This window comes from Consotaella aegiceratis (genome assembly GCF_036541425.1).
Lineage (GTDB): Bacteria > Pseudomonadota > Alphaproteobacteria > Rhizobiales > Rhizobiaceae > Consotaella > Consotaella aegiceratis.
Genome location: NZ_JAZHFT010000008.1, coordinates 84,687 through 108,661 on the forward strand (window position 1 = coordinate 84,687; position 23,975 = coordinate 108,661).

A 23,975-nucleotide genomic window follows, 5' to 3' on the forward strand; every position below is an offset into this window, starting at 1 on the left:
GGATCATTTGGGCCACCACCACCCGGCCGATCCGAAGGGCGCAACGGGATCGAGGAACCGCGTGCCCGGCACCGAGCGCACCGGTCCGTCGTCGTCCATCGCCGCGAGCGGCCGGAGCTGGCGTTCTCCGATGGTCAGGCGATCGACCGCCTTCAGTAGCGAGCCTTCGGCGGCGATCGTTGCTCGCACGGTCTCGGCATCGCTGCCGAGATGCTCGGCCAACAGACGATTGCGAACATTCGCGATGGCCTGACGCGTCACGGCATTCTCGGCCTCGAAGCCGATGTCGCATTCGGTGTCGAGCCCAATCGAGCGGTTGCTGAGATTGGCCGAGCCGATGCGCAGGAAGACGTCGTCGACGACGATCAACTTGGAGTGCAGGAAGATTTCGTGCACGGCTTCGTCTCGCACCGTGGCCGCATGGCACACGCGCAGCCGGCCGAAGCCGTCCTTTCGCCGCAAGGCCCGGATCAGCCGGTCGCGGTTGTTGCCCAGCGCCACGCGCTCGATCCAGCCGTTGAGGGTCAGGCTGGTGACCACCAGCACCTCGGGTCCGTCCGGCTGACTCAGCACATGCGACAGCACCGGGCGCATGAGGCGGCTCGAGAAATACTGAGTCTCGATGTAGATGAAGCGTCGCGCGGCCAGCAGCGCGTCCGTGGTCAGGCGGCTCGAATGGTTCAGGCCCGGCGCGCCGCGCCATCGCGGCGCCGTCAGCGCGACGCCGGCCGCGGTATCGACGAAATCGGGGCGATGGCCGACGGGCCATCGCGGCGCCGAGACGTCCGGGGCCGGCAGCGTCTCGCCCATGGCGGAGCGCCAGCGCTGACGCGCCACCTCGGCGATCTCGCGCGCCAGCGGCCCCTCGATCATCATCTGGCAATCATGCACCGGATGGTATCCGGTGCCGTCTGGCTTCTGCCTGCGCGGATCGTCGGGCGCGTGCTCGGAGGTGTCCCAGCGCTCGACGGTCAGGTCGATCCCGCCGGTGAAGGCCAGAACGTCGTCGACCACCACGATCTTCTGGTGGTGGCAGGCATAGGCCGGATGATCGGTGGCCAGGTGCAGGTGGATGCGGGGATGCTTCTGCCATTCGGCGCCGAACAGCAGCGGCTTGGGGTCGCTCGGGGTGTGGAGGACGGCCACGCTCCACACCAGGATGCGCACCTCCAGTTCCGGACTGGCCTCGACCAATTGGCGCAGAAGATCGCCCAAGGTCTCGCCGTCGGCGCCATCCCGGTCGCGATGATGCAGGCAGACGCGGGCATCGAAGTCCCAGCCGATGATGGTGATCGAACGCTCCGCGCGGCGCAGGCATTCGTCCAGGCAGGTGAAATAGGCCTCGGCATCGATCAGGAGTTTGGCCTTGTCGGCCCGTGTCAGGTTGAGACAGTTGTGGCCGGGATCGAGGATGCTGATCGTCCGCCCATCATCCTGCTGCGGCTCCACGCCGACGGCCGGCTCCTGGGAATATTCGAGCTCGATCTTCACGCTTTTACGCTTTCACACTGATAGGTCCTGAACGACTGCCATCGTCCCCGTCGTCCGCGACGTTTCGGACGAGACAGCCGACACTTCGGTCACAGACTCGTTATGGATGCCTAAATAGGAAGATCGAGGCGGCGTTTCATCGCCTCTATCGCCAGCGCCGGGCATAGGTTTCCAACGAGGGTAAAAGGCGTGATCATCAAGGGCGGCGCGGCCCTCATGGACCCCGAACGCAGATTGGGCTAGGTACCGCAAGCGTCGCAGCGGTCTGCCGGACACGGCCCGCTGGAACGAACTTGGGACCCTCAGCGCACGACAGGGCCGTGGCCGATCTCGCACGAATGCAGCTCTCCGATCCGTCCCTTCGTCCCAAGCTCGCCTATGTCATAACCGAAGACTGGTTCTTCGCCTCGCATTTCCTGCCGATGGCGCGCGCCGCCATCGAACAGGGATTCGAGGTCGTGGTGATCACACGGGTGCGCGATCATGCCGACAGGATCGCCGAGACGGGCGGCCGCGTGATTTCCCTGGAGGCCGAGCGTCGCAAGCTCAATCCGCTCTCCTTGGGCCGGACCGCCTTGCGCCTGTCGCGCATCCTGAAGCGCGAGCGGCCCGACCTTGTCCATTGCATCGCCGCGCAAAGCATCGTCGTCGGGGGGGCGGCCGCGGCCCTGGCCGGCATCGACCGGCGGATCTATGCCCTGACCGGCCTCGGCCGCCTGGGGGCGCGGCGAGACGTCGTCGGCGCGACGGAACGCACCCTGCTGCGAACCGTCGTCCGCCAGGGGATCCAATCCAAGCGTACGCGCTATCTGTTCGAGAACCCAGACGATTCCCACCTGCTCGGCCTTCATCCGGCAGACCCGCGGGTGACGATCGTGGGCGGCGCCGGTGTCGATCCCGAGATTTTTGCGCCCTCGCCGCCCCCGGCAGGATCTCCGTTCAGGATCGCGATCGTCGCACGCATGCTGTGGTCGAAGGGGATCGATCTGGCGGTGGAGGCTGTCCGGCAGGCGCGCGGGCGCGGCGCCGATGTCACGCTATCGCTCTACGGCGCGCCCGATCCGTCCAATCGCCGGGCCATCCCCGTCGCCCAACTGGAAGAGTGGTCCGCTCTCGACGGCATCGTCTGGCACGGGACGGTGCGCGATGTTCGATCGGTCTGGCGCGAGCATCACGCCGCCAGCCTGCCCTCGCGCGGCGGCGAGGGGCTGCCGCGCTCCCTGCTGGAAGCGGCAGCCTGCGGACGCGCCATCCTGACCACCGACGTGCCGGGCTGCCGCAGCTTCGTGCGCGACGGGATCGAGGGGCGCGTCGTGCCCTGCGAGGCCGATGCGCTGGCCGAGGCGATGGTTCGTCTGGCCGGCGACCGTGAACTGGTGGAGCGGATGGGAAACGCCGCACGCGAACGCGTCCTGTCCGGCTTCACCGAGCGGCACGTAATGGAGACGGTCAAGTCGCTCTACGCCGATCTGCTCGCCCGCTGAGCCGGCACGGCATCAAAGGCTCACCCTTCGTCAGGCCGCCTGGAGCGCAGCCCGTGCGGCCCGCCGGGTGCAGGCCACGAAGTCGGTGACGAAGGGATTCATCGTCTCGATCGACCAGGCGACCACCAGCGACACCGCCTTGGGGAGCTCGGCGACCGGGCGGTAGACCACTCCGTCGACAGGCTCGTAGGTGACCCAGGCCGGTACCACACCCACGCCGAGCCCGGCGGCCGCCAGCGTGACGACGGTCAGGGTATGGCTGACCTGCTGGACGATGTTGGGCCGGAAGCCGGCACGCCGGCAGTGGTCGAGCATCACGTCCTGATAGCTGACGCCGATGATCGGCGAGAAGGTGATGAACCGCTCGTCGCGCAGGTCGGCGAGGGTCAGGTTCTCCTTGGCGGCCAGCGGCGAGGCTGCGGGCAGAACGGCTACAAATCCTTCGCGGTAGAGCTCCTCGCAAGCGATGCCGGCCAGCGAACGCGGCGGACGGACGAAAGCCACGTCGATCTTGCGCTCCTTGAGAAGCACCAGCTGTTCTTCCGTGGTGTGCAGTTGCATGTCGACCTGCACCGACGGATTGCGGCCGCAGAAATCGGCGAAGGCCGCGGGCAGGCAGGTATGGATCGCGACCGACACCGCACCGATGTCGAGCCGGCCGGCATTGTGGCCGCCAGCCGAGCGCGTTTCGCGGATCGTCTCCTCCAGCGCGGCGAGCGTTGCCTGCGCCTTCTCGCACATCACCTTGCCGGCCGGCGTGAGGCGCACGGTGCGCGTCGTGCGATCGAAGAGGCGGACGCCGAGCCGCTCCTCCAACTGGCGGATCTGCTGGCTGAGAGGCGCCTGGCTGACACCCAGGACCTCCGCCGCGCGTCCGAAATGAAGCTCCTCCGCCACACGCAGGAAGTAGCGCAGGTGCCGAATGTCCACGCCCTGCATCACGCACCATTGTTCTGAAAAACAGTACAATAAGCCGGATTTTTATATTGGACAACACTATTAGCCCGATGCTTCGCTACCGGCATGGCTGAGAGCACCCCGCCCCATTCGAAACGACCGATCGATCTGGCCTGGCCGCTTAGGGTTCTCGTCGCGCTGACCCTGATCGCGGTGGTGGCGGTCACACTGGTGCAGATCGTGCTTCGCTATGTCTTCGACGCGCCGCTGATCTGGAGCGAGGAGCTGGTCAAGCTGCTGATCGTCTGGATCACCTTCGTCGGTGCCGGTGCGGTCTGCTTCGACGGGCGGCACCTCAACGTCGACGTCTTCTTCAAGATGCTGCCGGTCCGGCTGCGCGTTGCCGTGCGCTGGCTCAATATTCTCCTGTCGCTCGGCTTCCTCGCGATCCTCGGCTGGACGTCGATCACGCTGGTCCGGATCGAGAGCATGCAGGAGCTGTCGTCCCTGCCGCTGACGCTCGGGCATGTCCGCGCTGCCGCCACGGCCGGCGCGATCCTGATGATCGCCGGCATCCTCGCGCGCATTTTCTACAGCCGCCCGCGCCGGCGCCGTGACGATCCGGCCTATGGCGCCGACGATCCGATGTGAGGCCGGAAAGACCGTATGCTGACCGTCGCGATCGTCCTTCTTCTTCTCATCCTGCTGTTCCTCGGCCTGCCGCTGGTCTTTTCGATCGGCATCTCCTCGATGCTGTATTTCTGGATCACGGGGATCAACCTGGCACTGCTGTCCCAGCGCATGACGGCGTCGGTCAATTCCTTCCTGATCCTGGCCATCCCCTTCTTCTTCCTGGCCGGCGAACTGATGAACGCCTGCAAGCTGACCGACCGGATCGTCGCTCTGGCCAAGGCCGTGGTCGGCCACATCCACGGCGGACTGGCACAGGTCAACATCTTTGCCAGCCTGATCTTCTCCGGCATGTCCGGCTCGCCCACCGCGGATACGACGGCGCTCGGTTCGGTGCTGATCCCGGCGATGAAGCGCGAGGGCTATCCGGCGCCGTTCTCGGCGGCCGTCACGGTCGCCTCCTCCATGGTCGGGCCGATGGTGCCGCCCTCGGTGGCGCTCGTCGTCTACGGCACGCTCGCCAACGTCTCGATCGGCCGCCTGCTGCTGGCGGGCATCCTGCCGGGATTCGTGATCATCGGCACGCAGATGCTGTTCACCTATTTCTATGCCCGGGCGCGCCACATGCCACGCTATGAGCGTGCCAGCCTGCGCGAGCTTGGCACGGCGATCAAGGGCGGCGGCGCGGCCATCCTGTTTCCGGTGATCATCGTCGGCGGCATTCTCTTCGGCGTCTTCTCGCCCACCGAGGCGGCCGCGGTCGCGGTGCTCTATGCGCTGTTGCTCGGCTTCTTCTACAAGAACGTCCACTTTTCCGACGTCTGGAGCGCGGTGGTGAACACCGCGCTCGGCACCGCGCGCATCCTGTCGATCATCGCGGTCGCCTCGGCCTTCTCGTGGATCATGGTGCGCGAGCAGGTGCCGGTGACGATCGCCGGCGCGATCTCGACGGTCTCGGACAATCCGACCGTCGCGCTGTTCGTCATCGTGGCGATGCTGCTCGCCGTCGGGCTGCTGATGGTGGCGTCCTCGGCCGAGATCGTGCTGACGCCGATCCTGGTGCCGGTCGTCCTCCAGTTCGGCATCGATCCCGTGCATTTCGGCGTGCTGATGGTGTTCAGCCTGATCATCGGCGGCGCGACGCCGCCGGTCGGCGTGCTGATGTTCATCGCCCAGGACATCGCCGAGATCAGCCATGGGCAGATGGTGCGCGCCATGCTGCCCTTCTACGTCCCGCTGTTCGCGGCCCTCGCCCTCCTCGTGCTGTTTCCCGAAATCAGCCTGATCCTTCCCAACGCCGTCTTCGGCCAATGAATACCGCAGCCATCATGACACGACACGAAAAACACCTGCTCGAAGAAATGAGTTTCGCGGAGTTCCGCGACCGCCTGCCGGAGAACCCGGTCATCCTGATCCCGCTTGGCTCTCAGGAAATCCAGGGACCGATGGTGCCGATGGGCGACTTCATGCTGACGCGCACGATCGCGGCCGAAGTCGCCAAGGCTACCGGCGCCATCGCGGCGCCCACGCTGCCCTTCGGCTACGCGGAATATTTTCGCTCGGTGCCGGGCGGCATCGCGCTATCGGCCGACGCCTTCCGTTCCACCTTGAGCGACATCCTCGACAATTTCCTCGACCACGGGCTCAGCCGCCTCGTCATCCTCAACGGCCACAGCGGCAACTATCCGCTGATCGACGCGGTGATCCGCACGGTTCGCCGCGAGCGCCAGCTGATGGTGCCCTGCATCAACCTCTGGCGCTCGATCCCCGACGAATTGTGGACGGAGATCCATGGCGAGTTCGGCAAAAAAGCCTTTTCGCACGGCGGCGATCCGGTGACCTCGGTCTACCTCCACTACTTCCCGCATCTGGTCGATCTCGAAAAGGCGAAGAAGGACGCGAGCTTCGGCACCATCGCCGGCCTGCCGACGGCGGGCCTCGGGGCTGTGCGGTTTCGCGGGCTCGACATCGGCATGGCCGTCAATGTCGACGACCATTGTTCCAACGGCATCGCCGGCGGCGATCCGACGCGCTCGTCGGCCGACAAGGGCGAGCGCATCGCCGCCCATCTCATCGATTTCTGCTCGGCCTTCGTCGAGCACTTCCGGTCGGTGGACCCGACCTCTCCTCACCCCCAGACACAGGGAACTGCGACATGAAGACGACTGCCATACTTCTCGCCGCACTGCTCTCGACCGTTGCGGTCGCCCATGCGGACGAAATCCGATACGCAACCTGGGCACAGCCGGGCGAGGCCCAATACGAAGGCGCTGTGGAATTCAAACGCGTCGTCGAGGAGAATTCCGACCACACCGTGACGATCTATCCGGGCGACCAGCTCGGCACGCCGGACGAGGTCTACTCGCAGATGGCGCTCGGTTCGACACAGATCCTGGCCTCCGGCGATCCGGGCATGAAGGAGATCGAATACCTCGCCCTGCCCTATCTCATGAGCGGCATCGAAAACTACAAGGCCGTGCTCGATACCGACTTCGGCAAGGAGTGGAACGAGCAGATGACCGAGAACCGGAGCGCCCGGATTCTCGGTTTCATGCCGCGCAGCCCGCGCCAGATCAGCGCCAATGTCGTCATCAACAGCATGGACGACCTCAAGGGCCTGAAGCTCCGGGCCCCCGAGCGCGACTACTATGTCGAGTCGCTGCGCGCGCTCGGCGCCAGCCCGACGCCGATGGCCTTCGCCGAGGTCTATACCGCGCTCCAGACCGGCATCGTCGACGGCCAGGAGAACCCCATCGAGACGATTTATGCCCAGAAGTTCTACGAAGTTCAGAAGGGCGTGGCGATGGTCGACTACATCAACAAGCCGGCCTATGTCGTGATCTCCGAGCCGTTCTGGCAGGGTCTGAGCGAGGAGGACCAAGCGCTCCTCGTCAAAGCGAACGACGCCTCCACCGCGAAGATCGAAGAGCTTCTGCCGCAGCAGACCGAGGACTACCTCAAGGAGATGGAGGAGGCCGGGGTGACGATCACCCATCCCGACAAGGAGCCTTTCATCGAGGCGACCCAATCGGTGCGCGACAAGCTCGGCACGGCGGCCTGGGGCGAGGACGTCTACCAGCAGATCGTCGAGATCGGCGCCAAGGACATGTGAGACGGTCGGGCAGGCTGCTGCCCGACTTCTTTACGCAATGCGGCGCCGCAGCCCGAACAGCGCGGCGCCGCCGACTGAAACGAGGTCAGCATGGATCAGGCTTCGAGCCTTCTCGCCCGGATCGACACGATCACCGAGGAGATCACCCCCGCACTGGTGGCGATCCGGCGGCGGATGCACGAGAACCCCGAACTGGGTTTCGAGGAATATGAAACCTCGGCGATGATCCAAGGCGAGTTGGACCGGATCGGGCTGTCCTGGAAGGGCGGCTTCGGCAAGACCGGGATCGCCGCCACGACGGGCGCCGGTTCCGGGCGCACCGTCGGGATGCGCAGCGACTTCGACGCCCTGCCCATCGAGGAAACCGGCAATCCGCCTTACAAGTCCCGCAATCCGGGCCGGATGCATGCCTGCGGGCACGACGCCCACACCGCCATCGCCATCGGTGTGGCGGAGGTGATGGCCCGCCTCTCCAACGAGCTGCCCGGGCGGGCCTTCATGATCTTCCAGCCGGCGGAGGAAGGCCTGGGCGGAGCCCGGGCGATGATCGACGACGGTTTGCTCGACTGGATGCGGCCCGACCTCATGCTGGGCTTCCACAACTGGCCGCTGATCCCGGCCGGAACCATCGGCTACCATCCCGGTACCGCCTTCGCCTCGACCGATCCGTTCGACATCGAGATCAGGGGCAAGTCGGGGCACGGCGCCCATCCCCATCTGGCGCGAGACCCGATCGTCGCGGCCGGCAGCCTGGTGGCGGCGCTGCAGACCATCGTCAGCCGCGAGATCGCACCGCTGTCGCCCGCCGTATTGACGGTCGGCGCGATCCATGGCGGTACGGCGCGCAATCAAATACCGGATGTGGTGCGCTGCGAGGGCACCACCCGCGCCCAGGACCCGGCGGTGCGCGACACGGTGCGCGCGGCGATTCAGCGCGTCTGCCGCGGCATCGCGGAAGTGCACGGGGTGGAAGTCCGGCCGATCTTTCATCAGGGCGTGCCGCCCGTCGTCAACGACTCGGAGATCCTTGAGCCGGTGTTGGCAGCCGTGGAAGCGCAGATCGGCCCCGAGAACGTGATGGTTCTGCCGCAAGGCTCGATGGGATCAGAGGACTACGCGGAATTCTCGACCCGGTTCCCGAGCGCGCATTTGCGGATCGGCTCGCGGCTCGAAGGCCACGAGACGATGCTCCACCGCAGCGACTTCGATCTCGACGAGCGCTGCATCCCGACCGGCGTGCGCGCCATGGCGGCGGCGATGATCCGCATGATGGCTCCCTCCTGATCGCGCCCGCCGGCGCGATCATCCTTGCCGATCGGCGGGATGAGGTCGCGAATTGTCGTATTGCCTTCTTCTATCGACCAAATTTGATTTTCATGCGCAAGCAAATCTGAAGACATCTCGCCTAAAGACCATCGATCGACGATGCTGCAGGATCGGCTTCTTGGACCCATGCGACCCAGACGACGGAGGTGATCGGTCCCGGAATAGTCGTTGGTGGCGGTTTCGGCTGCGATTTGCTCCCGATCTCGAACAGGCGTTTCAGAGAGATACGTTCGACAAGCGGAGACGCCGGCTCTTCTTCGTCAACGCCTGTATCGCCGGGCTTTGTCTCGCAGCGCTGCCTGCCGATTTCGTCGAACACAGCCGCCCGTGGCTCGCGGCGGCGATGCGGCTCGGTATCCTGCTGCCGATCCAGCTTCTCGGCCTTGCCGCCCTGCACAAAAGCCGGTCCAGCCGCGTCGAGTGCCTGGCCGTCGTCGTTCCCTTCGCCGCAGCCGTTCTGATCATCGGGCTGATCGGCCGCGCTACAGAGGCTGTCGATCCGGACGCGGCGGCTCGGTACTATGTCATAGCGGGTGCCATGGCGTTCACCTTCAATTTCGTGACGCCCGTCCAGATCCGTCACGCAGCCCTCGCGACGATGGCCGTCATCCTGACCTATGACGGCCTGGTCATCGCACCCTCGCGCCTGCATGGGGAGATGCTTCCCTTCGCGATCTTCGTCACCGCCATCTCGATCTTCTCTCTGACGACGCGATGGCGTCTGGAAAACGCGGAACGTCAAGAGTTCAAAAGCCGCGAAGCGCTGGTCGCCGCGAACCGACGATTGCAGACGCTGACCGAGAAACTGGCGGCGCAAGCCAACACCGATCCATTGACCGGCATCGCCAATCGGCGCCGCTTGCAGCAGCTTCTCGACGAGACCTGGGCCGAGGCCATCACACGCGGACACTGGATCGGCATCGCCCTCGCCGACATCGACCATTTCAAGACGCTGAACGACGCCTGCGGTCACGAAGACGGCGACCTCTGCCTCCAGCGCGTGGCGGATCGGCTGCAGGCCATCGTGACGCGAAAAGGCGGGCATCTGGCACGATATGGCGGCGAGGAATTCGTGGCGATCGTGCTGTTCGCCGATCCCGATGCCATCGTCACCTTGGGCGAGGAACTCCGGTCCGGAATCGAGGCGCTGCATATCCCCAATCCCGGATTGGCGGAGAATGCGCACATGACGATCTCGGTCGGCGCAAGCAGCATGATCCCGACCGAGACGACCAAGCCGACCATTCTGTTGCGGGCTGCCGACAGGGCGCTCTACGAAGCCAAGCATCGCGGCCGCAATACCGTGGTCGGGCTTGCGGCGGTGTCCCATGCCGAGGACCTCATGACGGCCGATCTGCGCCGGGCCTGACGGCGTAAAGGCGCCTCGCTGCCGATGCTTCTTCGGGTTGGCGCCTTGCAGACGACTTGACCCGCTGCCGCGTCAGCGAGATCAAAGAAGGGGGCTGCGTCGGGATCCCCGGCCGCTTGGCCCGATCTGACATCAAACCGACATCCACGGCTCCTAACAGGGGAGCGAACGGATAGACATAGAACGCTCTTGGCCAGCCTCAGCATCGACAATGTCAGCAAGCTCTTCGGGTCCAGCGCCGCCGTCGACGGCGTCGACCTTGAGGTGGAGTCGGGCAGTTTCACCGCGCTTCTCGGGCCATCCGGATGCGGCAAGACCACCCTCCTCCGGCTGGTCGCCGGCCTCGAACGCCCCTCCGGCGGGCGAATCGCCATCGGCGAGCGGACGGTGGCCGACAAGGGCGTTTTCGCCGAGCCCGAGGATCGCGGCCTCGGCATGGTGTTCCAGTCCTACGCGCTCTGGCCGCACATGACGGTGAGCGGCAACGTCGAATTCGGGCTCAAGCTGCGTCGCCTGTCGCGGCGCGACCGGCGCATGCGCGTCGCGGAGGCCCTGGAGACCGTGGGCCTCAGCGACTATGCCGAACGCCGCCCGGCCGAGCTGTCCGGCGGACAGCGCCAGCGCGTCGCGCTCGCCCGCTGCCTGGCGCTGAATCCGCCGCTGATCCTGCTCGACGAACCCCTGGCCAATCTGGACGCTCATTTGCGCGGCACCATGCAGCGCGAATTCCGTCGCATCCACCAGAAGACCGGCACGACCTTCCTCTACGTGACGCACGACCAGTCGGAAGCGATGGCGCTCGCCGACCGGATCGCCGTCATGGAAGGCGGCCGGCTGGAGCAGATCGCGGCCCCGCCCGATCTCTATCGCCGGCCGGCCACGCCCTCGGTGGCCCGCTTCATCGGCAGCGGTTTCCTGTTGCCGGTAGAGGTGACCGGAAGCGACGGCAACGGCCGGGTGCAGGCCACGATCGCCGGTACCCGGCTCATGCTTCCCGGCATCGCCGCAAAGGGGCCGGCGCTGGCCTGCCTTCGCGCGGAGGACGTCACCCTCCTGCCTCGCGCCCGCTCGGACGCCGAAATCCCGGGTTGGGTCGTCGACTGCACGTTCGCCGGCCATGACTACCTCATCGACGTGCAGGTCGAGCCATCGAAGACCGCGATCCGAGGCCGGTCCTGCGAGGCCATCGAACCGGGACATCCGGTGGCGGTCGCGGTCCATGGCGGCTGGGTCCTGCCCGCCGAGACCCCGGCATGAAGGCAACGGCGATTTCCGGCTTCGGCGAGAAGGGCCCGGCCGCATTCCTGGTCGAGGCCGGCGACGCGCGGCTGCTGCTCGATCTCGGGCGCGGCCCCGATCACGGCCGGCGACCCGATCTGGCATCCGTGGGCCAAGTGGACGCCGTGCTGATCAGCCACGGCCACGGCGATCATGTCGGCTCGCTCGACCGGCTGCCGACGATCGGCAACCCGCCCGTCTACGCCTCCGACGTGGTGCGGCGGCTGACGCGCGATCCGGCTCTGGCCTCGGCACGCAGCCTGCCGCTTTGCGGCACGATGGGCATCTGCGGGATCACCGTCCGCACGGGCCGCGACGGCCACGCGCCGGGCGGCGTCTGGCTTCATCTCGCCGCCGGCGAAAGCCTGTTTTACAGCGGCGACTTTTCCCTTGAATCGCAGCTCTTTCCGTTCGATCCACCGCCCACTGCCAATTTGGCCATTCTGGACGCCTCCTATGGCGCCAATGACGAGCCGCTCGATCCGGCGGTCGACCGACTGGCGGCGTTGGCCGAAGCCGGTCCGGTGCTCCTGCCCGCGCCGCCCGCTGGCCGGGGGCTCGAAATGGCGGTTCGCCTGCAGGAGCGAACGAACCTGCCCATTGCGCTTTGTCCGGCACATCTCGGCGTCGCTCGCACCATGCTCGATCCCGCCTCGGCCGGCTGCCTGACCGCGGACGGGACGCCTCGTCTGCGCGGCGTCATCGAAACGGCCGAGCGGCTGACCGAAGACAGCAGTCCTTGCGGCATCATGATCGCCGCGTCGGCCGACGGGACCGGAGGCGTTGCCGGCGCCCTGCTGCGCCGCTGGCAGAAGGACCGGGACGTGACCATCGTCTTCACCGGCCATCTGGCCCGGGGGACGCCTGCCGAAAGGCTCGTGGATGCGGGGCGCGCCGAATTCGTGCGGTGGAACGTGCACCCGCGATTGCGCGACTTGAGGGCGCTCGCCGGGCAGCTCGACGCGCGCGTCGTCATGCCCGCCTTTCTCGACCGCTCCGAACTGGGCGCGCTTGAGAAAATCCTCGACGACGTGCCTCTCGTTTCGTCGCCACACATCGGCGGGCCCGCCGAACCGTGATTGTCACCTGACCGTCATGCGGGCTTGCTAGAGCCGGGCATCGCGGCCAAGGAACGCCGCAGGCTTTTGGAAATCAGGGATCTTTCGATGAGACATTGGCTTGCCTCGCTCTGCACTGCCGCCGGCCTTGCCGCCGCGCTCCTTCCCCCAAGCGCCCTGGCGCAGGACGGCCAGACGGTGACCGTCTACACCTCGCAGCCGACTGAGCAGATGACCGCGGTTATCGAGGCCTTCAACAAGGATCATCCTGACATCAAGGTCGAGCTGTTCCGCTCCGGCACCACGGAGGTGATGAACAAGCTGCAGGCCGAGTTCGCGGCCGGCCACAGCGACGCCGACGTGGTGCTGATCGCCGACGCCGTCGCCATGACGCGGCTGAAGAACGACGACCGTCTGCTTGCCTATCCCGACGCGCCGACCGACAGCCTGCCCCAATCCGTGGTCGATCCCGACAAGACCTTCTTCGGCACCAAGCTGATCACCACCGGCATCGTCTACAACACCAATCTCGTCGACGAACCGCCGACATCCTGGAAGGATCTGACCGATCCGGACGTGGCCTCGCAACTGATCATGCCGAGCCCGCTTTATTCGGGCGCGGCGGTGATCCACGTCGGCACCATGGTGCAGCAGCCCGACTTCGGTTGGGACTATTATGAGACGCTGGCCGACAACGGCGCCATCGCCGGACAGGGCAACGGCTCGGTCATCGAGGCCGTGGCGCGCGGCGAAAAGGCCTACGGCATCATCATCGAGTACATGGCGCTCAACGCCAGGGCCGAAGGATCGCCGGTCGACTTCGTCTTCCCCGAAGAGGGCGTCTCCTCGATCACCCAACCGATCGCGATCCTCAAGGGCACGGATGCCGAAGAGGCCGCCAAGACCTTCGTCGACTGGCAGCTCTCCGAAGCCGCCCAGAAGCAGTCGGTCGAGCAGGGCTATTTCCCCATCTTCGCCGGAGTGCCCTCTCCCACCGGCTATCCGGATGTGTCGTCGCTCAAGATCCTCGATGCCGACTACGGCCGGATGCTCGAGGACGACGAAGCCAACAAGCGCACCTTTGCCGACCTGTTCGGCGGCTGATCCGTCGGCTATCAGGCGCCCATGCGCCTTTCGACACGACACGCCGGCGAGACCTGGCTTCTCGCCGGCATCGCACTCTACCTGCTTGCCTTCACCCTGTGGCCGCTGGGCCGGCTTCTGGCCGAAGCCATGGGCCCCGGCAAGAGCGGCGCGCCGCTCGGCTTCCTGTTCGAGCAATGGCAGGGCCGCTCGGTCTCCCGCGCGTTCTTCAACACGCTCGAATCCTCGCTTCTGGCGACGCTGGTCTCCACCGTGTTCGGCACACTCATGGCGCTGGTGGTGACGCTGACGGATGTACGATGGAAGTCGGCGATCGTCTTCGTGCTGATGCTGCCGCTGCTCATCCCGCCGCAGATCACGGCGCTCGCCTGGCTACAACTGGTCGGCCCCTCCAGCCCGCTGCTCGCGCCGCTGGGGCTGGCCAGCGAATACGGCCGGACTAACCCGCTCTATTCGCTCGGCGGCATCGTGCTCGTCATGGGTATCGAGCATTCGACCCTGGTCTTCCTGGCGGTGCGGGCCGGGCTCGTCGGCCTGCCGCGCGACCTGGTGGAGGCAGCCCGGATCAGCGGCGCCAAACCTCTGCGGAGCGTGGTTTTCGTCGTCCTGCCGCTCGCTCTGCCCGCCGTCCTGGCCGGCGCTTCGCTCGCCTTCGTCTCCTCCATCGGCAATTTCGGCGTGCCGGCGCTGTTGGGCATTCCAGGGCGCTACACGGTGCTGACCACCCTCATCTATCAGCGGCTTAACGGCTTCGGTCCGAGCGTTCTCGGCGAAGTTGGGGCGATCGCGGTGATCCTGCTGCTGCTGGCGGTCGTCGGTCTCGGCCTGCGCGCCGTCCTCGCCGCGCGCATGAACGCCGTCACCGAGCGCAGCGGAGCGACCTTGCAACCCTTCGCGCTGGACCGCTGGCGCCCGGCAACGGAGGGCGCGGTCTGGACGCTGCTCGGGCTGGCTGCCCTGCTTCCGCTGGCCGCGCTGTTCGCCGCCTCGGTGACGCCGGCGGTGGGCGTGCCGCTCGGCTTCGACACGGTGACCCTCGCCAATTTCCGCTTCGCGGTGCTCGAAAACGAGGCCACTCGGCGCGCCTTCGTCAACAGTTTCGTCCTGGCCGGCACGGCGGCGTGCGTCTGCGCGCTGCTCTCGGTGCCGCTCGCCTATCTGTCGGTGCTGCGGCGGCTACCGCTGGCGCGCACCCTGGAGCTCGTCGCCGACACGCCCTACGCCATCCCCGGCATCGTGCTGGCGCTGGGCATCATCATGGTGTTCCTGCCACCGCTGCCTCTGCTCAACGTCTCGATCTACGGCACGATCTGGATCATCCTCGTCGCCTATCTCGCCCGCTTCCTGACGCTGGCGCTGCGGCCGGTGGTCGCCGGGCTGGAGACGCTGGAGCCGGCGCTCGACGAAGCGGCGCGGGTGGTCGGCGCGCGGACTGGCCGTCGGCTCGTCTCGATCGTCCTGCCGCTGGCCGCCCCTCACGCGGCGGCCGGCGCCCTGCTGATCTTCATGACCGCCTTCAACGAACTGACGGTGTCGGCCCTGCTCTGGTCGACAGGCTCGGAAACGCTGGGCGTTGCCGTGTTCTTCCTGCAATACGAAGGCAACTCGCCGGCGGCGTCCGCCCTGGCGGTGGCCTCGGTCGCCGTTACCCTGGCGCTCGCGGGCCTCGTCAGCCTGTTCGGCCGCGGGCTGCCCGCCGGCGTGGTGCCCTGGGCGGCCTGATCGGCGCGGCTGGCGACAGTCGCTATTCCGGATCTTGCGCTGGGTTCCGGCGACGGGGCCTAGACCGATTGGCCGCCGATTCCGGACGAACACCGCGCACCCGCGCGCGGAACTGCTTGGGCGCAACGCCGACGCGCGCCTTGAACACCTCGTAGAATCGGCTCGTCCCGAATCCGCAGGCGTAGGCGACCTGGAGGATCGACCGGTCGGTGTCGGCCAGCAGGTGCATGGCCTGGGCCAGACGATAGCGGATCAGATATTCGTTCATCGACAGGCCGAGAACGGCACGGAATGCCCGATTGGCGGTGCTCGGATGCACCGCGGCAAGGTCGGCGAGCTTCGACGGACTGACGTCGTCGGCATGATGGCGATTGATCAGCTCGATGAGCGCCTGCACCCGGTCCAGCGGCACGCTGGCCGCCGGTCCGTCGCCGTCCCGTTGCAGGCTTTCGGCCGGCGGGAAGGATCGTGGGCTGTCATGGGCAAGGCGGCGAATGCGGAGTTTGACCTCGTCGGTGACGAGCCGGCGGCGCGCCTCGTCGCCCCCGCTCCACTGCTCGACCCATCGCGCCGCCGTCAGCAGGTCCGTCGGATCCTTCGTCGCGCCGGCGAGCATTCCGCCCTGCAGGACGAGTTGCTTGACTTCGCGGCGGATCGGCAGAGCGAGAAAATCGGCAAGAGGCAGATAGCTGCAGATGAGAGCGGAGTGGGGCGTAACCTCGATCGCGCGATGCGGAATCGCGGCCCAAAAAAGCACCAGATTGCCCGCCGCCACGCGTTCCGTGCGCCCGTTGATCAGATAGGTCATCTCGCCGGACTGGAGGAGATTGACCTCGATATGATCGTGCCAGTGCGCGGCCTCCATGCGATCCGCGACGTGCTGTTCCAGCTGGAACCGGGTGTCCAGCGGCCGAAAGACGTCGCCCCGGCGCTCGCGGCTCACGTGCGTCACGACTTCTCCTGTCGGCTATGTGCGACTATAGATGCTTCGATTCCGGAATAAATGCATCTCGGCCCGGAAGAAATCCGCATTTGAAGAGCTGTAAGGGGAATCCGATGCGGACGCAAGGCGCGGTCCGCGGCCGTTTCATATCCGGAGACACCGATGACCAAGATTTGCCTCGTGGGCGCAGGCAGCACCGTGTTTGCGCAGAACATCCTGGGAGACGTCCTGTCCAATCCCGGCTTCTCCGACTGCGTCATCAGCCTGTTCGACATCGATGGCGAGCGGCTAAAGACCTCCGAGATCGTGGCGAAGCGGATCTGCGCCGAGCTCGGGCGCGACGGAGTGAAGATCGAGGCGACGCTGGATCGGCGCGAGGCGCTGACGCGCGCCGACTTCGTCATCCTGATGATGCAGGTGGGCGGCTACCGGCCAGCGACCGTCACCGACTTCGAGGTGCCCAAGCGCTACGGTCTGCGCCAGACGATCGCCGATACGCTGGGGATCGGCGGCATCTTCCGCGGCCTGCGCACGATTCCGGTGCTGGACGAGATCTGCCGTGACATGCAGGAGGTCTGTCCGTCGGCCTTGCTCATGAACTACGTCAACCCGATGGCGATCAACTGCTGGGCGATCAAGGAACTGGCACCGGACCTGCGCACTGTCGGCCTGTGCCACAGCGTCCAGCACACCTCGGAACATCTCGCCGAATGCCTGGGCGAGTCGATCGCCGACATCGACTACGTTTCGGCCGGCATCAACCACGTCGCCTTCTTCCTGAAGTTTCAAAAGCGCCATGCGGACGGCTCGCGCGAAGATCTCTATCCGCGCCTCAAGGCGCTGGCTGAGCAAGGACGGGTTCCCAACGACGATCGGGTGCGGTTCGACGCGCTGAAGCGGCTCGGCTATTTCGTGACGGAATCGAGCGAGCACTTCTCCGAATACACCTCGTGGTACATCAAGGGCGGTCGCGCCGACCTGATCGACGGCTACAACATCCCGCTCGATGAATATATCCGGCGCTGCGAAAACCAGATCGCCGACTGGAACGAACTGCGCTCCGACCTGGAAGGCGGCAAACCCATCGACGTCTGCCGGAGCAACGAATATGCCGCCGGCATCATCCATGCGGCGACCACCGGCCAATCGGCACTGGTCTACGGCAACGTGCCCAACCACGGGCTGATCGACAATCTGCCGGCCGAGTGCATCGTCGAGGTGCCGTGCCATGTCGACCGCAACGGGGTCCAGCCCATTCACGTCGGCCGGATTCCATCGCAGCTTGCCGGGGTGATCGGGCCGAACGTGTCGGTACAGCAGATGACCGTCGAGGCGGCGCTCACCGGCAAGCGCGAGGCCATCTACCAGGCCGCTCTGCTCGACCCGCACACGGCGGCCGAGCTGTCGCCCGATCAGATCTGGCACCTCGTCGACGATTTGATCGCCGAGCATGGGGACCTTCTGCCGACCTATCGCTGACGGCACTCCACGCACACGATAGCCCACTGGAGGGCCGGGATCCGTTTCATGCGGACCCGGCCCTTTTTGCTTGGCACCCCAGGAGGTTGTCGACCACCGAACATTCATCCAGCCGGCCGCGTGACGGCCCGATTCGCTCAAGGAACGCCGCTCTCATATTCCAAAAAATCAATTTCGATCATCAATATGATTGACATCGATCGTATGCCGTGAAAACCTGCATAAAGTCGACATGCCGATGAATTAGTCAGCAGAGGAGGTTGCGTGTGGAGCAGGTGGCGGAAGTGAAGGGCGAGCGGCTCGACGCCATCCGGAGCTACCTCTACGCCCACGGCTTCTCGACCATTCAGGCGATCGCCGACGCGGTCGGCGCTTCGGTCGCCACCATCCGGCGCGATCTGCAGAAGCTGGAGCGCGACGGCGCGATCGACCGCGTGCACGGCGGCGCACGGATCGCCGAAGGCTCGTCGGTCGAAGTGGCGTTTCAGGAGCGCGCCAAGCGCAACCTCGCCGCCAAGCGGGCGATCGCCGCCAAGGCCTACGAACAGCTCTCGCCGCGCACCTCGGTCTTTCTGGATGCCGGAACCACGGTGCTGCAACTCGCCCGGCTGCTGCGCATCGAGCCGCTGCCGCTGCGCATCTTCACCAACGGGCTGGCCGTGGCGCAGGAGTTCCTCAACGTGCCGCAGCTCGAGGTCACGCTGCTCGGCGGACAATTGCGCAGCGAGAACGCCTCGCTGGTCGGTCCGCAGGCCGAGGACATGTTGCGCTCGCTCTGGTTCGACCAGCTCTTTCTCGGCGCCAGCGCCATCGGCATGGACGGCGCGATCTACAGCGTGGACAGTGCCGAAGCCAGCCTCAACCGGTCGATGCTGTCGCGCTCGGCGCAACGCTTCGTGCTCGCCGACGCCTCCAAGTTCGGCGCCATGGCCACCTACCGCGTCGCCCCGCTCGCCGAGGCCCACGCAATCACCGACAGCAAGCTCTCCAGCGCCTGGCGCGACCGCTTGCAGGACCTGTCGGTCGCCGCGACGATCGCGGACGCCGGAGGCCCGGCATGAGCGATCGTCTGATCCTCGGCATCGACGGCGGCGGCACCAAGGTCCATCTCGCCTTGGCTGACGGTTCGGGCCGCCTGGTTCGGCAGGCGGTGGGCGGCGGGGTCAACCCGATCGACAATCCGCATCGGTGGCGGCAGACACTGGTCGCCGAACTTCGCGCCTTCGCCGGAGAGCCGCGCCTGGCGGCCGTGGCGGCGGCGCTGCCGGCCTATGGGGAGGTCGACGAGGCCTCCCGACAGCAGCGCGAGGCGGTTGCCGAAGTGTTCGATCCGCTTCCGCAGGTGGTGATGAACGATGTGGACGCCGCCCATGTCGGCGCCTTCGCGGGCGAAGCGGGCATCCTGATCCTGTCGGGCACCGGTTCGATGGCCTGGGCGCGAGATGACCAGGGACGCTCCTGGCGCGTTGGAGGCTGGGGCGACGTGATCGGCGACGAAGGCAGCAGCCACTGGATCGGCCTGCGCGTTCTGGCGCGGGTGAGCCAGAGCCTGGACGGACGGGCCGGAGAAACAGCTCTCGTGGAGGCCGTGTTCCAGCACCTCGCGCTCGATCGCGCCCGGCCGATGGACGCGCTCGAAGGCTGGGTCACGCGGCAGACCAATCTGCGGGCCGGGGTGGCTTCCCTGGCCCGGATCGCTAGTGGCCTGGCGGAGGCCGGCGACGCCGGCGCGCTCGGTATCATCGACGAGGCGGCCGACGAGCTGGCACGCCACGTCACCGCGATTGCGGCACAGTCCGGTCTTTCTCCAACGTGGAGCTACGCAGGCGGAACCTTCCGCAGCCAGGCGCTGCTGCGCGCCGTCGCCGACAGGCTCGGCCGCGCGCCGGTCGAACCGCGGCTTCCCCCGATTGGCGGCACCCTGCTGGTGGCCGCCCGACACCTCGACTGGCCGGTGCCCCCGGCATGGATCGAGCGCCTTGCCGCGTCGATCGCGGCGTCGCCGGCAATGGCAGAAGCACCCCAACAGGACAACTAGGAGAACAGGCATATGCGCGTCTACGTCTTAACTGCTGCCGCTCTCACGGCACTGATAGCGGCCAACCCCGCCTTCAGCCAGGACTCCAAGCCGCTCGCGGGATCGTCGATCACCGTGCTGATGCCGTCACCCCAGGCGTCGAACATCGCCAGCGACTTCGAGAAGGAAACCGGCATCCACGTGAACCTCCAGACGCTGTCCTGGGACGACATCCGGCCGAAGCTGGTGACGGCGCTGCTGGCCGGCTCGGCGCCGGCCGACGTCACCGAGTTCGACTGGTCCTGGACCGGCCAGTTCGCCGCCGCCGACTGGTACATGCCGCTCAACGACGAGATCGACGCCGAAGCGGTCGACGACATCGCGACCGCGAAGATCTTCACGGTCGGCGGCAACCTGCTGGCGGTTCCCTACACCAACGACTTCCGCGTCATGCTGGTCAACAAGAAGCATTTCGAGGATGCCGGCATCACCGAGATGCCGAAGACGCTCGACGAACTCATGCAGGATGCCAAGACCATCAAGGAGAAGGGCATCGTCGAATATCCGGTCGGTTTGCCCTTGTCGCCCACCGAAGGCGCTTCGACCACCTGGTACCTGCTGACCAAGGCCTTCGGCGGCGAGCTGTTCGACGACGACTTCAATCCGCTGTTCACGGAGAAAGATTCCGCCGGCTACAAGGCGCTCGCCTTTGAACTCGAACTTCTGCACGAAGGGCTCGTCGATCCCGCGGCCACCAACCTGCGCGACAGCCAGTACAACGAGAGCATCTTTCCCAATGGCGAGACCAGCATCATGATCTCGGGCGAGCCGGGGCGGCTCGGCCGGATGAACGATCCCGAGCAGTCGCCGAAGGTGGCAGGCGACATCGAGGCCATCCTGGTTCCGACCGAGAGCGGCACGACGCGCAGCTTCGGCCTTCCGGAAGGACTCGGCATTCCCAAGGTGTCTGAGAACAAGGAGGCGGCCGTCGCCTTCATCAAGTGGTTCACCAGCAAGGACTTCCAGATCGAGAACTACGGCAACGGCGTTCTGCCGACGCGCACCTCGGCGCTGTCGGAGCTCAATTCCGGCGGCGACCTGATGAGCGGCGATGTTCTGGTGGAGGAATCGAAAGTCGTCGAGCCGCTGTTCCCGCAGGGCACGCCGACCTGGTATCCGCAGTTCTCCAGCGCGGTGAACGCGGCCATCAACAGCGCTGCCAAGGACCAGATCACCGTCGATGAGGCCATGCAGAGCATCGCCGAGGCGACCGAGCAGGCCAAGGCGCAATGACGGCCATCGCCTCGACCGGCGTCTATTCCCGACGAGGCATCGCCAAGAGCGATGCCTTGCTGGGCCTGCTCCTGGTGGCGCCGATCATCATCACGATGGTGGCGCTGGTCTTTCTGCCGTTGGTCCAGAGCATGTGGGACAGCGTGCATCGGGTCAATCCGATGCTGCCGGGCAAGCCGTTCGTGGGGCTGCAGAACTACAGCCGCATGCTGTCCGACTCCCAGCTCAATACGTCGTGGGTCAACACCTTCATCTATGTCCTGCTCGCCGTGGCGGCCGAGACCGTTTTCGGCGTGCTGGCGGCCGCCCTGATCAACCAGGTCAAGGCCGGGCGTCAGTGGCTCCTGGCCGCCGTCGTCCTGCCCTGGGCCCTGCCGGGCGTGGTCAACGCGGTCATCTGGCTGTGGATCTTCCAGCCGGGCGCGGGACTTCTCAACGGCATCCTGGTGTCGCTCGGCCTGCCGTTCGACAATCACGTCTGGTTCAACGACCGCACCAGCGCGATCATCGCGGTCACCGTCGTCCACGTCTGGCGCATGATGCCGCTCACCGTGGTGATTGCCCTAGCGGCGATGCAGGGCATCCCGGCCCATCTCTACGAGGCAGCGCGCATCGACGGCGCGAGCCGGTTCCAGATGTTCGCGTCGATCACCCTGCCGCTGATCCGCAGCGCGCTCGCCGTGTCGATGACCAATGCCACGGTCCAAGCCTTCAACCTGTTCGACGAAGCCTGGGTGCTGGTCGGCTCCAGCCTCGATACGCGGCCGGTTCTCGTCGACGTCTATCTGGAGACGTTCCTGAACCTGCAGTTCTCCTACGGCATGGCGCTGTCGCTGGTCGTCACCTTCGTGTCGCTGCTGATTTCCCTGATCTACGTGCTCCGCGTTCACCGCAACACCCGGTACGACTGATGAAAACGAGTCTTGGCTACCGCATGATGGTCTGGGGCGGGGTCGGCATCTTGCTGCTCTGGTCGCTCGGCCCGGTCTACTGGACCGTCGCCAGCGCCTTCACCCCCAACGCCGACTTCGCGGTCCGCCCGATCCATTTCTTCCCGCAGCATTTCACGCTGGACCACTTCTCCAGGCTGCTCGGTATCAACATCGAGCGGATCGGCGGTGTCGAGGTCTGGGCACAGTTCCGCGCCGCCTTCGTCAACAGCGTGATCGCCGCCGGCGTGGCGACGGTCCTGTGCGTGGTGATGTCGGCCTTCGGCGGCTACGCCTTCACGCGGCTGAACTTCCCGGGCCGCCAGCTTCTGTTCGTCGCCGTCGTCGGCACCATCGCCATTCCCGGCTATGCGGTGCTGATCCCGCTCTATCGGCTGATGATCGAGCTTCATATGGTCGACACCTATGTCGGCGTCGCGCTGATCTATGTCTCGGCCTTCCTGCCGCTGTCGCTCTGGCTGATGCGCAGCGTCTTCGAGGCCTTGCCGATCGCGCTCGAGGAGGCCGCGCAACTCGACGGCGCCGGCCGCCTCTACATCTTCTTCCACATCGTCCTGCCGCTCGTCGGGCCCGGCCTCACGGCGGCGGCGATCCTCACCTTCCTCGGCGCCTGGGGTCAGTACATGGTGCCGCTGATCTTCTCACCGACGGCGACCAAGCCCCTGACGGTGCTGATCCCCGAATTCGCGACCAAGAATTTCATCGACTACGGGCTGATCACGGCCAGCGGCACGATCGCCATCGTGGTTCCGGCGCTGGTCGTCATCTTCCTCAATCGCTACCTCGTCAGCGGCTTGCTGGCCGGCTCGGTGAAATAGAATTGAAAGAACGGAGACTATGATGAGTCCGACCGAGCAAACGATCTTCGAACAGTTCGACTATTGGCGGGCCGCGATCCGGCCGACGACGCCGGCCCAACCGAGCGGAACGGCAGTCTTCGTCGGCTGCGGCACGTCCTACAACCTCGCTCTGTCCCTGGCCGCGCAGTCCAATAGGCTCGGCCGGTCGGCCATCGCGGTTCCGGGGGGCGAATGGGCGACGCGGGCGGACGCCTATTGCGTCGACTGGCGCAAGGCGCACGTCTATGCCCTGTCGCGCAGCGGCGAGACGACGGAGACGGTGGCGGCGGCCAAGGCCAGCCGGAATGCCGGCGGCTTCGTCACGGCGATCACCGTCGAACCGGAGAGCACCCTGGCGAAGTCCTGCGACGAGGCGATTGTGGCCGCGACGCACCCCCAGGAAGGGATCGTCATGACGACGTCCGCCAGCCTCATGCTGCTGCTGGGGCTGCAGGCGATGGGTGTCGGCCTGTCGGCCTCGCTTCCCGATGCCGCGCGGACGCTTCTTGAAGCGCTCGACGCCCGGCATGCTCCCTCCCTCGCCGGCCGCTCGCACTTCGTCTTCCTGGGCGGAGGCGCGCTTTACGGCGTCGCGCTGGAAGGCGCCCTGAAGCTGATGGAGATGAGCCAGTCCTTCACCCAAGGCTTCCATCCGCAGGAATACCGGCACGGCCCGGTCAGCCTCATCGACGGGAAGAGCACGGTGATCCTGCTCTACAGCGATCAGGTCGAGGCGGAAGCGATGCTGGCCGGCGAGTTGCAGGAGAAGGGTGCCCTGGTCGTCGGCTTTGGCGGTCCCGGCGACATCCGCTTCGACGTGTCGGTCGCCCTCCCCGAAAAGGGGCTGGCCTGCCTTCCGGCGCTCCAGCTTCTCGGCGAGCGCCGCGCCCAGGCCTGCGGCCTCGACACCGTCAGCCCGCGCCACCTGACCAAGGTTGTCACCCTGGTCTGAAGGCCAGCGCCCTTCGGGCGTGAGCTCGAAG

At 66.3% G+C, this 23,975-nt stretch carries 22 protein-coding genes; 18 read left to right on the forward strand and 4 right to left on the reverse strand.

Features of this window, described 5'->3' with window-relative positions; translation table 11 throughout:
• Positions 1-3: 3 nt before the first annotated feature.
• The gene (locus tag SMD10_RS08065; RefSeq protein ID WP_331685162.1) at positions 4-1,491 is read right to left on the reverse strand and encodes a phospholipase D-like domain-containing protein; all 1,488 of its coding nucleotides are present in this window, start codon (positions 1,489-1,491) and stop codon (positions 4-6) included.
• Positions 1,492-1,829: 338 nt separating this feature from the next.
• Here SMD10_RS08065 and SMD10_RS08070 point away from each other — a divergent pair, with 338 nt between their 5' ends.
• Entirely contained in the window at positions 1,830-2,975 is a 1,146-nt protein-coding gene (locus SMD10_RS08070) for a glycosyltransferase family 4 protein (protein ID WP_331685219.1), read from the forward strand.
• Between the two features lie 30 nt (positions 2,976-3,005).
• On the opposite strand, the gene SMD10_RS08075 is transcribed toward SMD10_RS08070, so the two are convergent.
• Positions 3,006-3,914 (reverse strand): LysR substrate-binding domain-containing protein, encoded by a 909-nt coding sequence (locus SMD10_RS08075; protein WP_331685163.1) that lies wholly within the window; start codon positions 3,912-3,914, stop codon positions 3,006-3,008.
• 84 nt (positions 3,915-3,998) lie between these two features.
• Here SMD10_RS08075 and SMD10_RS08080 point away from each other — a divergent pair, with 84 nt between their 5' ends.
• The 5 genes from SMD10_RS08080 to SMD10_RS08100 all read left to right on the forward strand — a co-directional run bounded on the left by SMD10_RS08080 (position 3,999) and on the right by SMD10_RS08100 (position 8,898).
• Positions 3,999-4,523 carry a TRAP transporter small permease gene (locus tag SMD10_RS08080; protein ID WP_331685164.1) on the forward strand — a complete coding sequence of 175 codons (525 nt, stop codon included), beginning with the start codon at positions 3,999-4,001 and terminating at the stop codon, positions 4,521-4,523.
• A gap of 15 nt (positions 4,524-4,538) precedes the next feature.
• Entirely contained in the window at positions 4,539-5,816 is a 1,278-nt protein-coding gene (locus tag SMD10_RS08085; RefSeq protein ID WP_331685165.1) for a TRAP transporter large permease, read from the forward strand.
• A gap of 14 nt (positions 5,817-5,830) precedes the next feature.
• Entirely contained in the window at positions 5,831-6,661 is an 831-nt protein-coding gene (locus SMD10_RS08090) for a creatininase family protein (protein ID WP_331685166.1), read from the forward strand.
• Positions 6,658-7,614 (forward strand): TRAP transporter substrate-binding protein, encoded by a 957-nt coding sequence (locus SMD10_RS08095; RefSeq protein ID WP_331685167.1) that lies wholly within the window; start codon positions 6,658-6,660, stop codon positions 7,612-7,614. Before SMD10_RS08090 ends, SMD10_RS08095 begins: the two co-directional genes overlap by 4 nt.
• A gap of 90 nt (positions 7,615-7,704) precedes the next feature.
• Positions 7,705-8,898 carry a M20 metallopeptidase family protein gene (locus tag SMD10_RS08100; protein ID WP_331685168.1) on the forward strand — a complete coding sequence of 398 codons (1,194 nt, stop codon included), beginning with the start codon at positions 7,705-7,707 and terminating at the stop codon, positions 8,896-8,898.
• Positions 8,899-9,019: 121 nt separating this feature from the next.
• Here SMD10_RS08100 and SMD10_RS08105 read toward each other — a convergent pair whose 3' ends face one another.
• Positions 9,020-9,523 carry a hypothetical protein gene (locus tag SMD10_RS08105; RefSeq protein ID WP_331685169.1) on the reverse strand — a complete coding sequence of 168 codons (504 nt, stop codon included), beginning with the start codon at positions 9,521-9,523 and terminating at the stop codon, positions 9,020-9,022.
• Here SMD10_RS08105 and SMD10_RS08110 point away from each other — a divergent pair.
• The 5 genes from SMD10_RS08110 (at position 9,479) to SMD10_RS08130 (ending at position 15,471) form a co-directional block, all read left to right on the forward strand.
• A complete protein-coding gene (locus tag SMD10_RS08110; protein ID WP_331685170.1) occupies positions 9,479-10,309 on the forward strand; it encodes a GGDEF domain-containing protein in 831 nt (276 codons plus the stop codon). The genes SMD10_RS08105 and SMD10_RS08110 overlap by 45 nt on opposite strands.
• Positions 10,310-10,498: 189 nt before the next feature.
• Complete coding sequence (locus SMD10_RS08115) at positions 10,499-11,566, forward strand: ABC transporter ATP-binding protein (protein WP_331685171.1); 1,068 nt, start codon at positions 10,499-10,501, stop codon at positions 11,564-11,566.
• Positions 11,563-12,666 (forward strand): MBL fold metallo-hydrolase, encoded by a 1,104-nt coding sequence (locus tag SMD10_RS08120; protein ID WP_331685172.1) that lies wholly within the window; start codon positions 11,563-11,565, stop codon positions 12,664-12,666. The genes SMD10_RS08115 and SMD10_RS08120 overlap by 4 nt, the downstream gene beginning before the upstream one ends.
• 87 nt (positions 12,667-12,753) lie before the next feature.
• On the forward strand, positions 12,754-13,749 hold the full coding sequence (locus SMD10_RS08125; RefSeq protein WP_331685173.1) for an ABC transporter substrate-binding protein: 996 nt from the start codon (positions 12,754-12,756) through the stop codon (positions 13,747-13,749).
• Between the two features lie 21 nt (positions 13,750-13,770).
• Positions 13,771-15,471 (forward strand): ABC transporter permease, encoded by a 1,701-nt coding sequence (locus tag SMD10_RS08130; protein ID WP_331685174.1) that lies wholly within the window; start codon positions 13,771-13,773, stop codon positions 15,469-15,471.
• Between the two features lie 22 nt (positions 15,472-15,493).
• Here SMD10_RS08130 and SMD10_RS08135 read toward each other — a convergent pair whose 3' ends face one another.
• The gene (locus SMD10_RS08135; RefSeq protein WP_331685220.1) at positions 15,494-16,414 is read right to left on the reverse strand and encodes a helix-turn-helix domain-containing protein; all 921 of its coding nucleotides are present in this window, start codon (positions 16,412-16,414) and stop codon (positions 15,494-15,496) included.
• A 162-nt stretch (positions 16,415-16,576) separates the two neighbouring features.
• Here SMD10_RS08135 and SMD10_RS08140 point away from each other — a divergent pair, with 162 nt between their 5' ends.
• From SMD10_RS08140 to SMD10_RS08170, 7 genes are all read left to right on the forward strand, one after another.
• On the forward strand, positions 16,577-17,893 hold the full coding sequence (locus SMD10_RS08140) for an alpha-glucosidase/alpha-galactosidase (protein ID WP_331685175.1): 1,317 nt from the start codon (positions 16,577-16,579) through the stop codon (positions 17,891-17,893).
• Between the two features lie 266 nt (positions 17,894-18,159).
• Positions 18,160-18,954: a DeoR/GlpR family DNA-binding transcription regulator gene (locus tag SMD10_RS08145; RefSeq protein WP_331685176.1), complete on the forward strand. Its 795-nt coding sequence runs from the start codon at positions 18,160-18,162 to the stop codon at positions 18,952-18,954.
• Positions 18,951-19,931, forward strand: a complete 981-nt coding sequence (locus tag SMD10_RS08150; protein WP_331685177.1) for an N-acetylglucosamine kinase — start codon at positions 18,951-18,953, stop codon at positions 19,929-19,931. Before SMD10_RS08145 ends, SMD10_RS08150 begins: the two co-directional genes overlap by 4 nt.
• Positions 19,932-19,943: 12 nt before the next feature.
• Positions 19,944-21,203, forward strand: a complete 1,260-nt coding sequence (locus SMD10_RS08155; protein ID WP_331685178.1) for an ABC transporter substrate-binding protein — start codon at positions 19,944-19,946, stop codon at positions 21,201-21,203.
• Positions 21,200-22,114, forward strand: a complete 915-nt coding sequence (locus SMD10_RS08160) for a carbohydrate ABC transporter permease (RefSeq protein WP_331685179.1) — start codon at positions 21,200-21,202, stop codon at positions 22,112-22,114. The genes SMD10_RS08155 and SMD10_RS08160 overlap by 4 nt, the downstream gene beginning before the upstream one ends.
• Positions 22,115-22,137: 23 nt before the next feature.
• The gene (locus SMD10_RS08165; protein ID WP_331685221.1) at positions 22,138-22,971 is read left to right on the forward strand and encodes a carbohydrate ABC transporter permease; all 834 of its coding nucleotides are present in this window, start codon (positions 22,138-22,140) and stop codon (positions 22,969-22,971) included.
• A 22-nt stretch (positions 22,972-22,993) separates the two neighbouring features.
• Positions 22,994-23,944 carry an SIS domain-containing protein gene (locus SMD10_RS08170; RefSeq protein WP_331685180.1) on the forward strand — a complete coding sequence of 317 codons (951 nt, stop codon included), beginning with the start codon at positions 22,994-22,996 and terminating at the stop codon, positions 23,942-23,944.
• Positions 23,945-23,975 lie beyond the last annotated feature (31 nt).

What these genes read in the sequence shown, in the direction of transcription:
- SMD10_RS08070 (WP_331685219.1), top strand. Translation starts at nt 1,830, where the DNA reads ATGCAGCTCTCCGATCCGTCCCTTCGTCCCAAGCTCGCCTATGTCATA.
- SMD10_RS08075 (WP_331685163.1), bottom strand. Translation starts at nt 3,914, where the DNA reads ATGCAGGGCGTGGACATTCGGCACCTGCGCTACTTCCTGCGTGTGGCG.
- SMD10_RS08080 (WP_331685164.1), top strand. Translation starts at nt 3,999, where the DNA reads ATGGCTGAGAGCACCCCGCCCCATTCGAAACGACCGATCGATCTGGCC.
- SMD10_RS08085 (WP_331685165.1), top strand. Translation starts at nt 4,539, where the DNA reads ATGCTGACCGTCGCGATCGTCCTTCTTCTTCTCATCCTGCTGTTCCTC.
- SMD10_RS08090 (WP_331685166.1), top strand. Translation starts at nt 5,831, where the DNA reads ATGACACGACACGAAAAACACCTGCTCGAAGAAATGAGTTTCGCGGAG.
- SMD10_RS08095 (WP_331685167.1), top strand. Translation starts at nt 6,658, where the DNA reads ATGAAGACGACTGCCATACTTCTCGCCGCACTGCTCTCGACCGTTGCG.
- SMD10_RS08100 (WP_331685168.1), top strand. Translation starts at nt 7,705, where the DNA reads ATGGATCAGGCTTCGAGCCTTCTCGCCCGGATCGACACGATCACCGAG.
- SMD10_RS08110 (WP_331685170.1), top strand. Translation starts at nt 9,479, where the DNA reads ATGGCGTTCACCTTCAATTTCGTGACGCCCGTCCAGATCCGTCACGCA.
- SMD10_RS08120 (WP_331685172.1), top strand. Translation starts at nt 11,563, where the DNA reads ATGAAGGCAACGGCGATTTCCGGCTTCGGCGAGAAGGGCCCGGCCGCA.
- SMD10_RS08125 (WP_331685173.1), top strand. Translation starts at nt 12,754, where the DNA reads ATGAGACATTGGCTTGCCTCGCTCTGCACTGCCGCCGGCCTTGCCGCC.
- SMD10_RS08130 (WP_331685174.1), top strand. Translation starts at nt 13,771, where the DNA reads ATGCGCCTTTCGACACGACACGCCGGCGAGACCTGGCTTCTCGCCGGC.
- SMD10_RS08140 (WP_331685175.1), top strand. Translation starts at nt 16,577, where the DNA reads ATGACCAAGATTTGCCTCGTGGGCGCAGGCAGCACCGTGTTTGCGCAG.
- SMD10_RS08150 (WP_331685177.1), top strand. Translation starts at nt 18,951, where the DNA reads ATGAGCGATCGTCTGATCCTCGGCATCGACGGCGGCGGCACCAAGGTC.
- SMD10_RS08155 (WP_331685178.1), top strand. Translation starts at nt 19,944, where the DNA reads ATGCGCGTCTACGTCTTAACTGCTGCCGCTCTCACGGCACTGATAGCG.
- SMD10_RS08160 (WP_331685179.1), top strand. Translation starts at nt 21,200, where the DNA reads ATGACGGCCATCGCCTCGACCGGCGTCTATTCCCGACGAGGCATCGCC.
- SMD10_RS08165 (WP_331685221.1), top strand. Translation starts at nt 22,138, where the DNA reads ATGATGGTCTGGGGCGGGGTCGGCATCTTGCTGCTCTGGTCGCTCGGC.
- SMD10_RS08170 (WP_331685180.1), top strand. Translation starts at nt 22,994, where the DNA reads ATGAGTCCGACCGAGCAAACGATCTTCGAACAGTTCGACTATTGGCGG.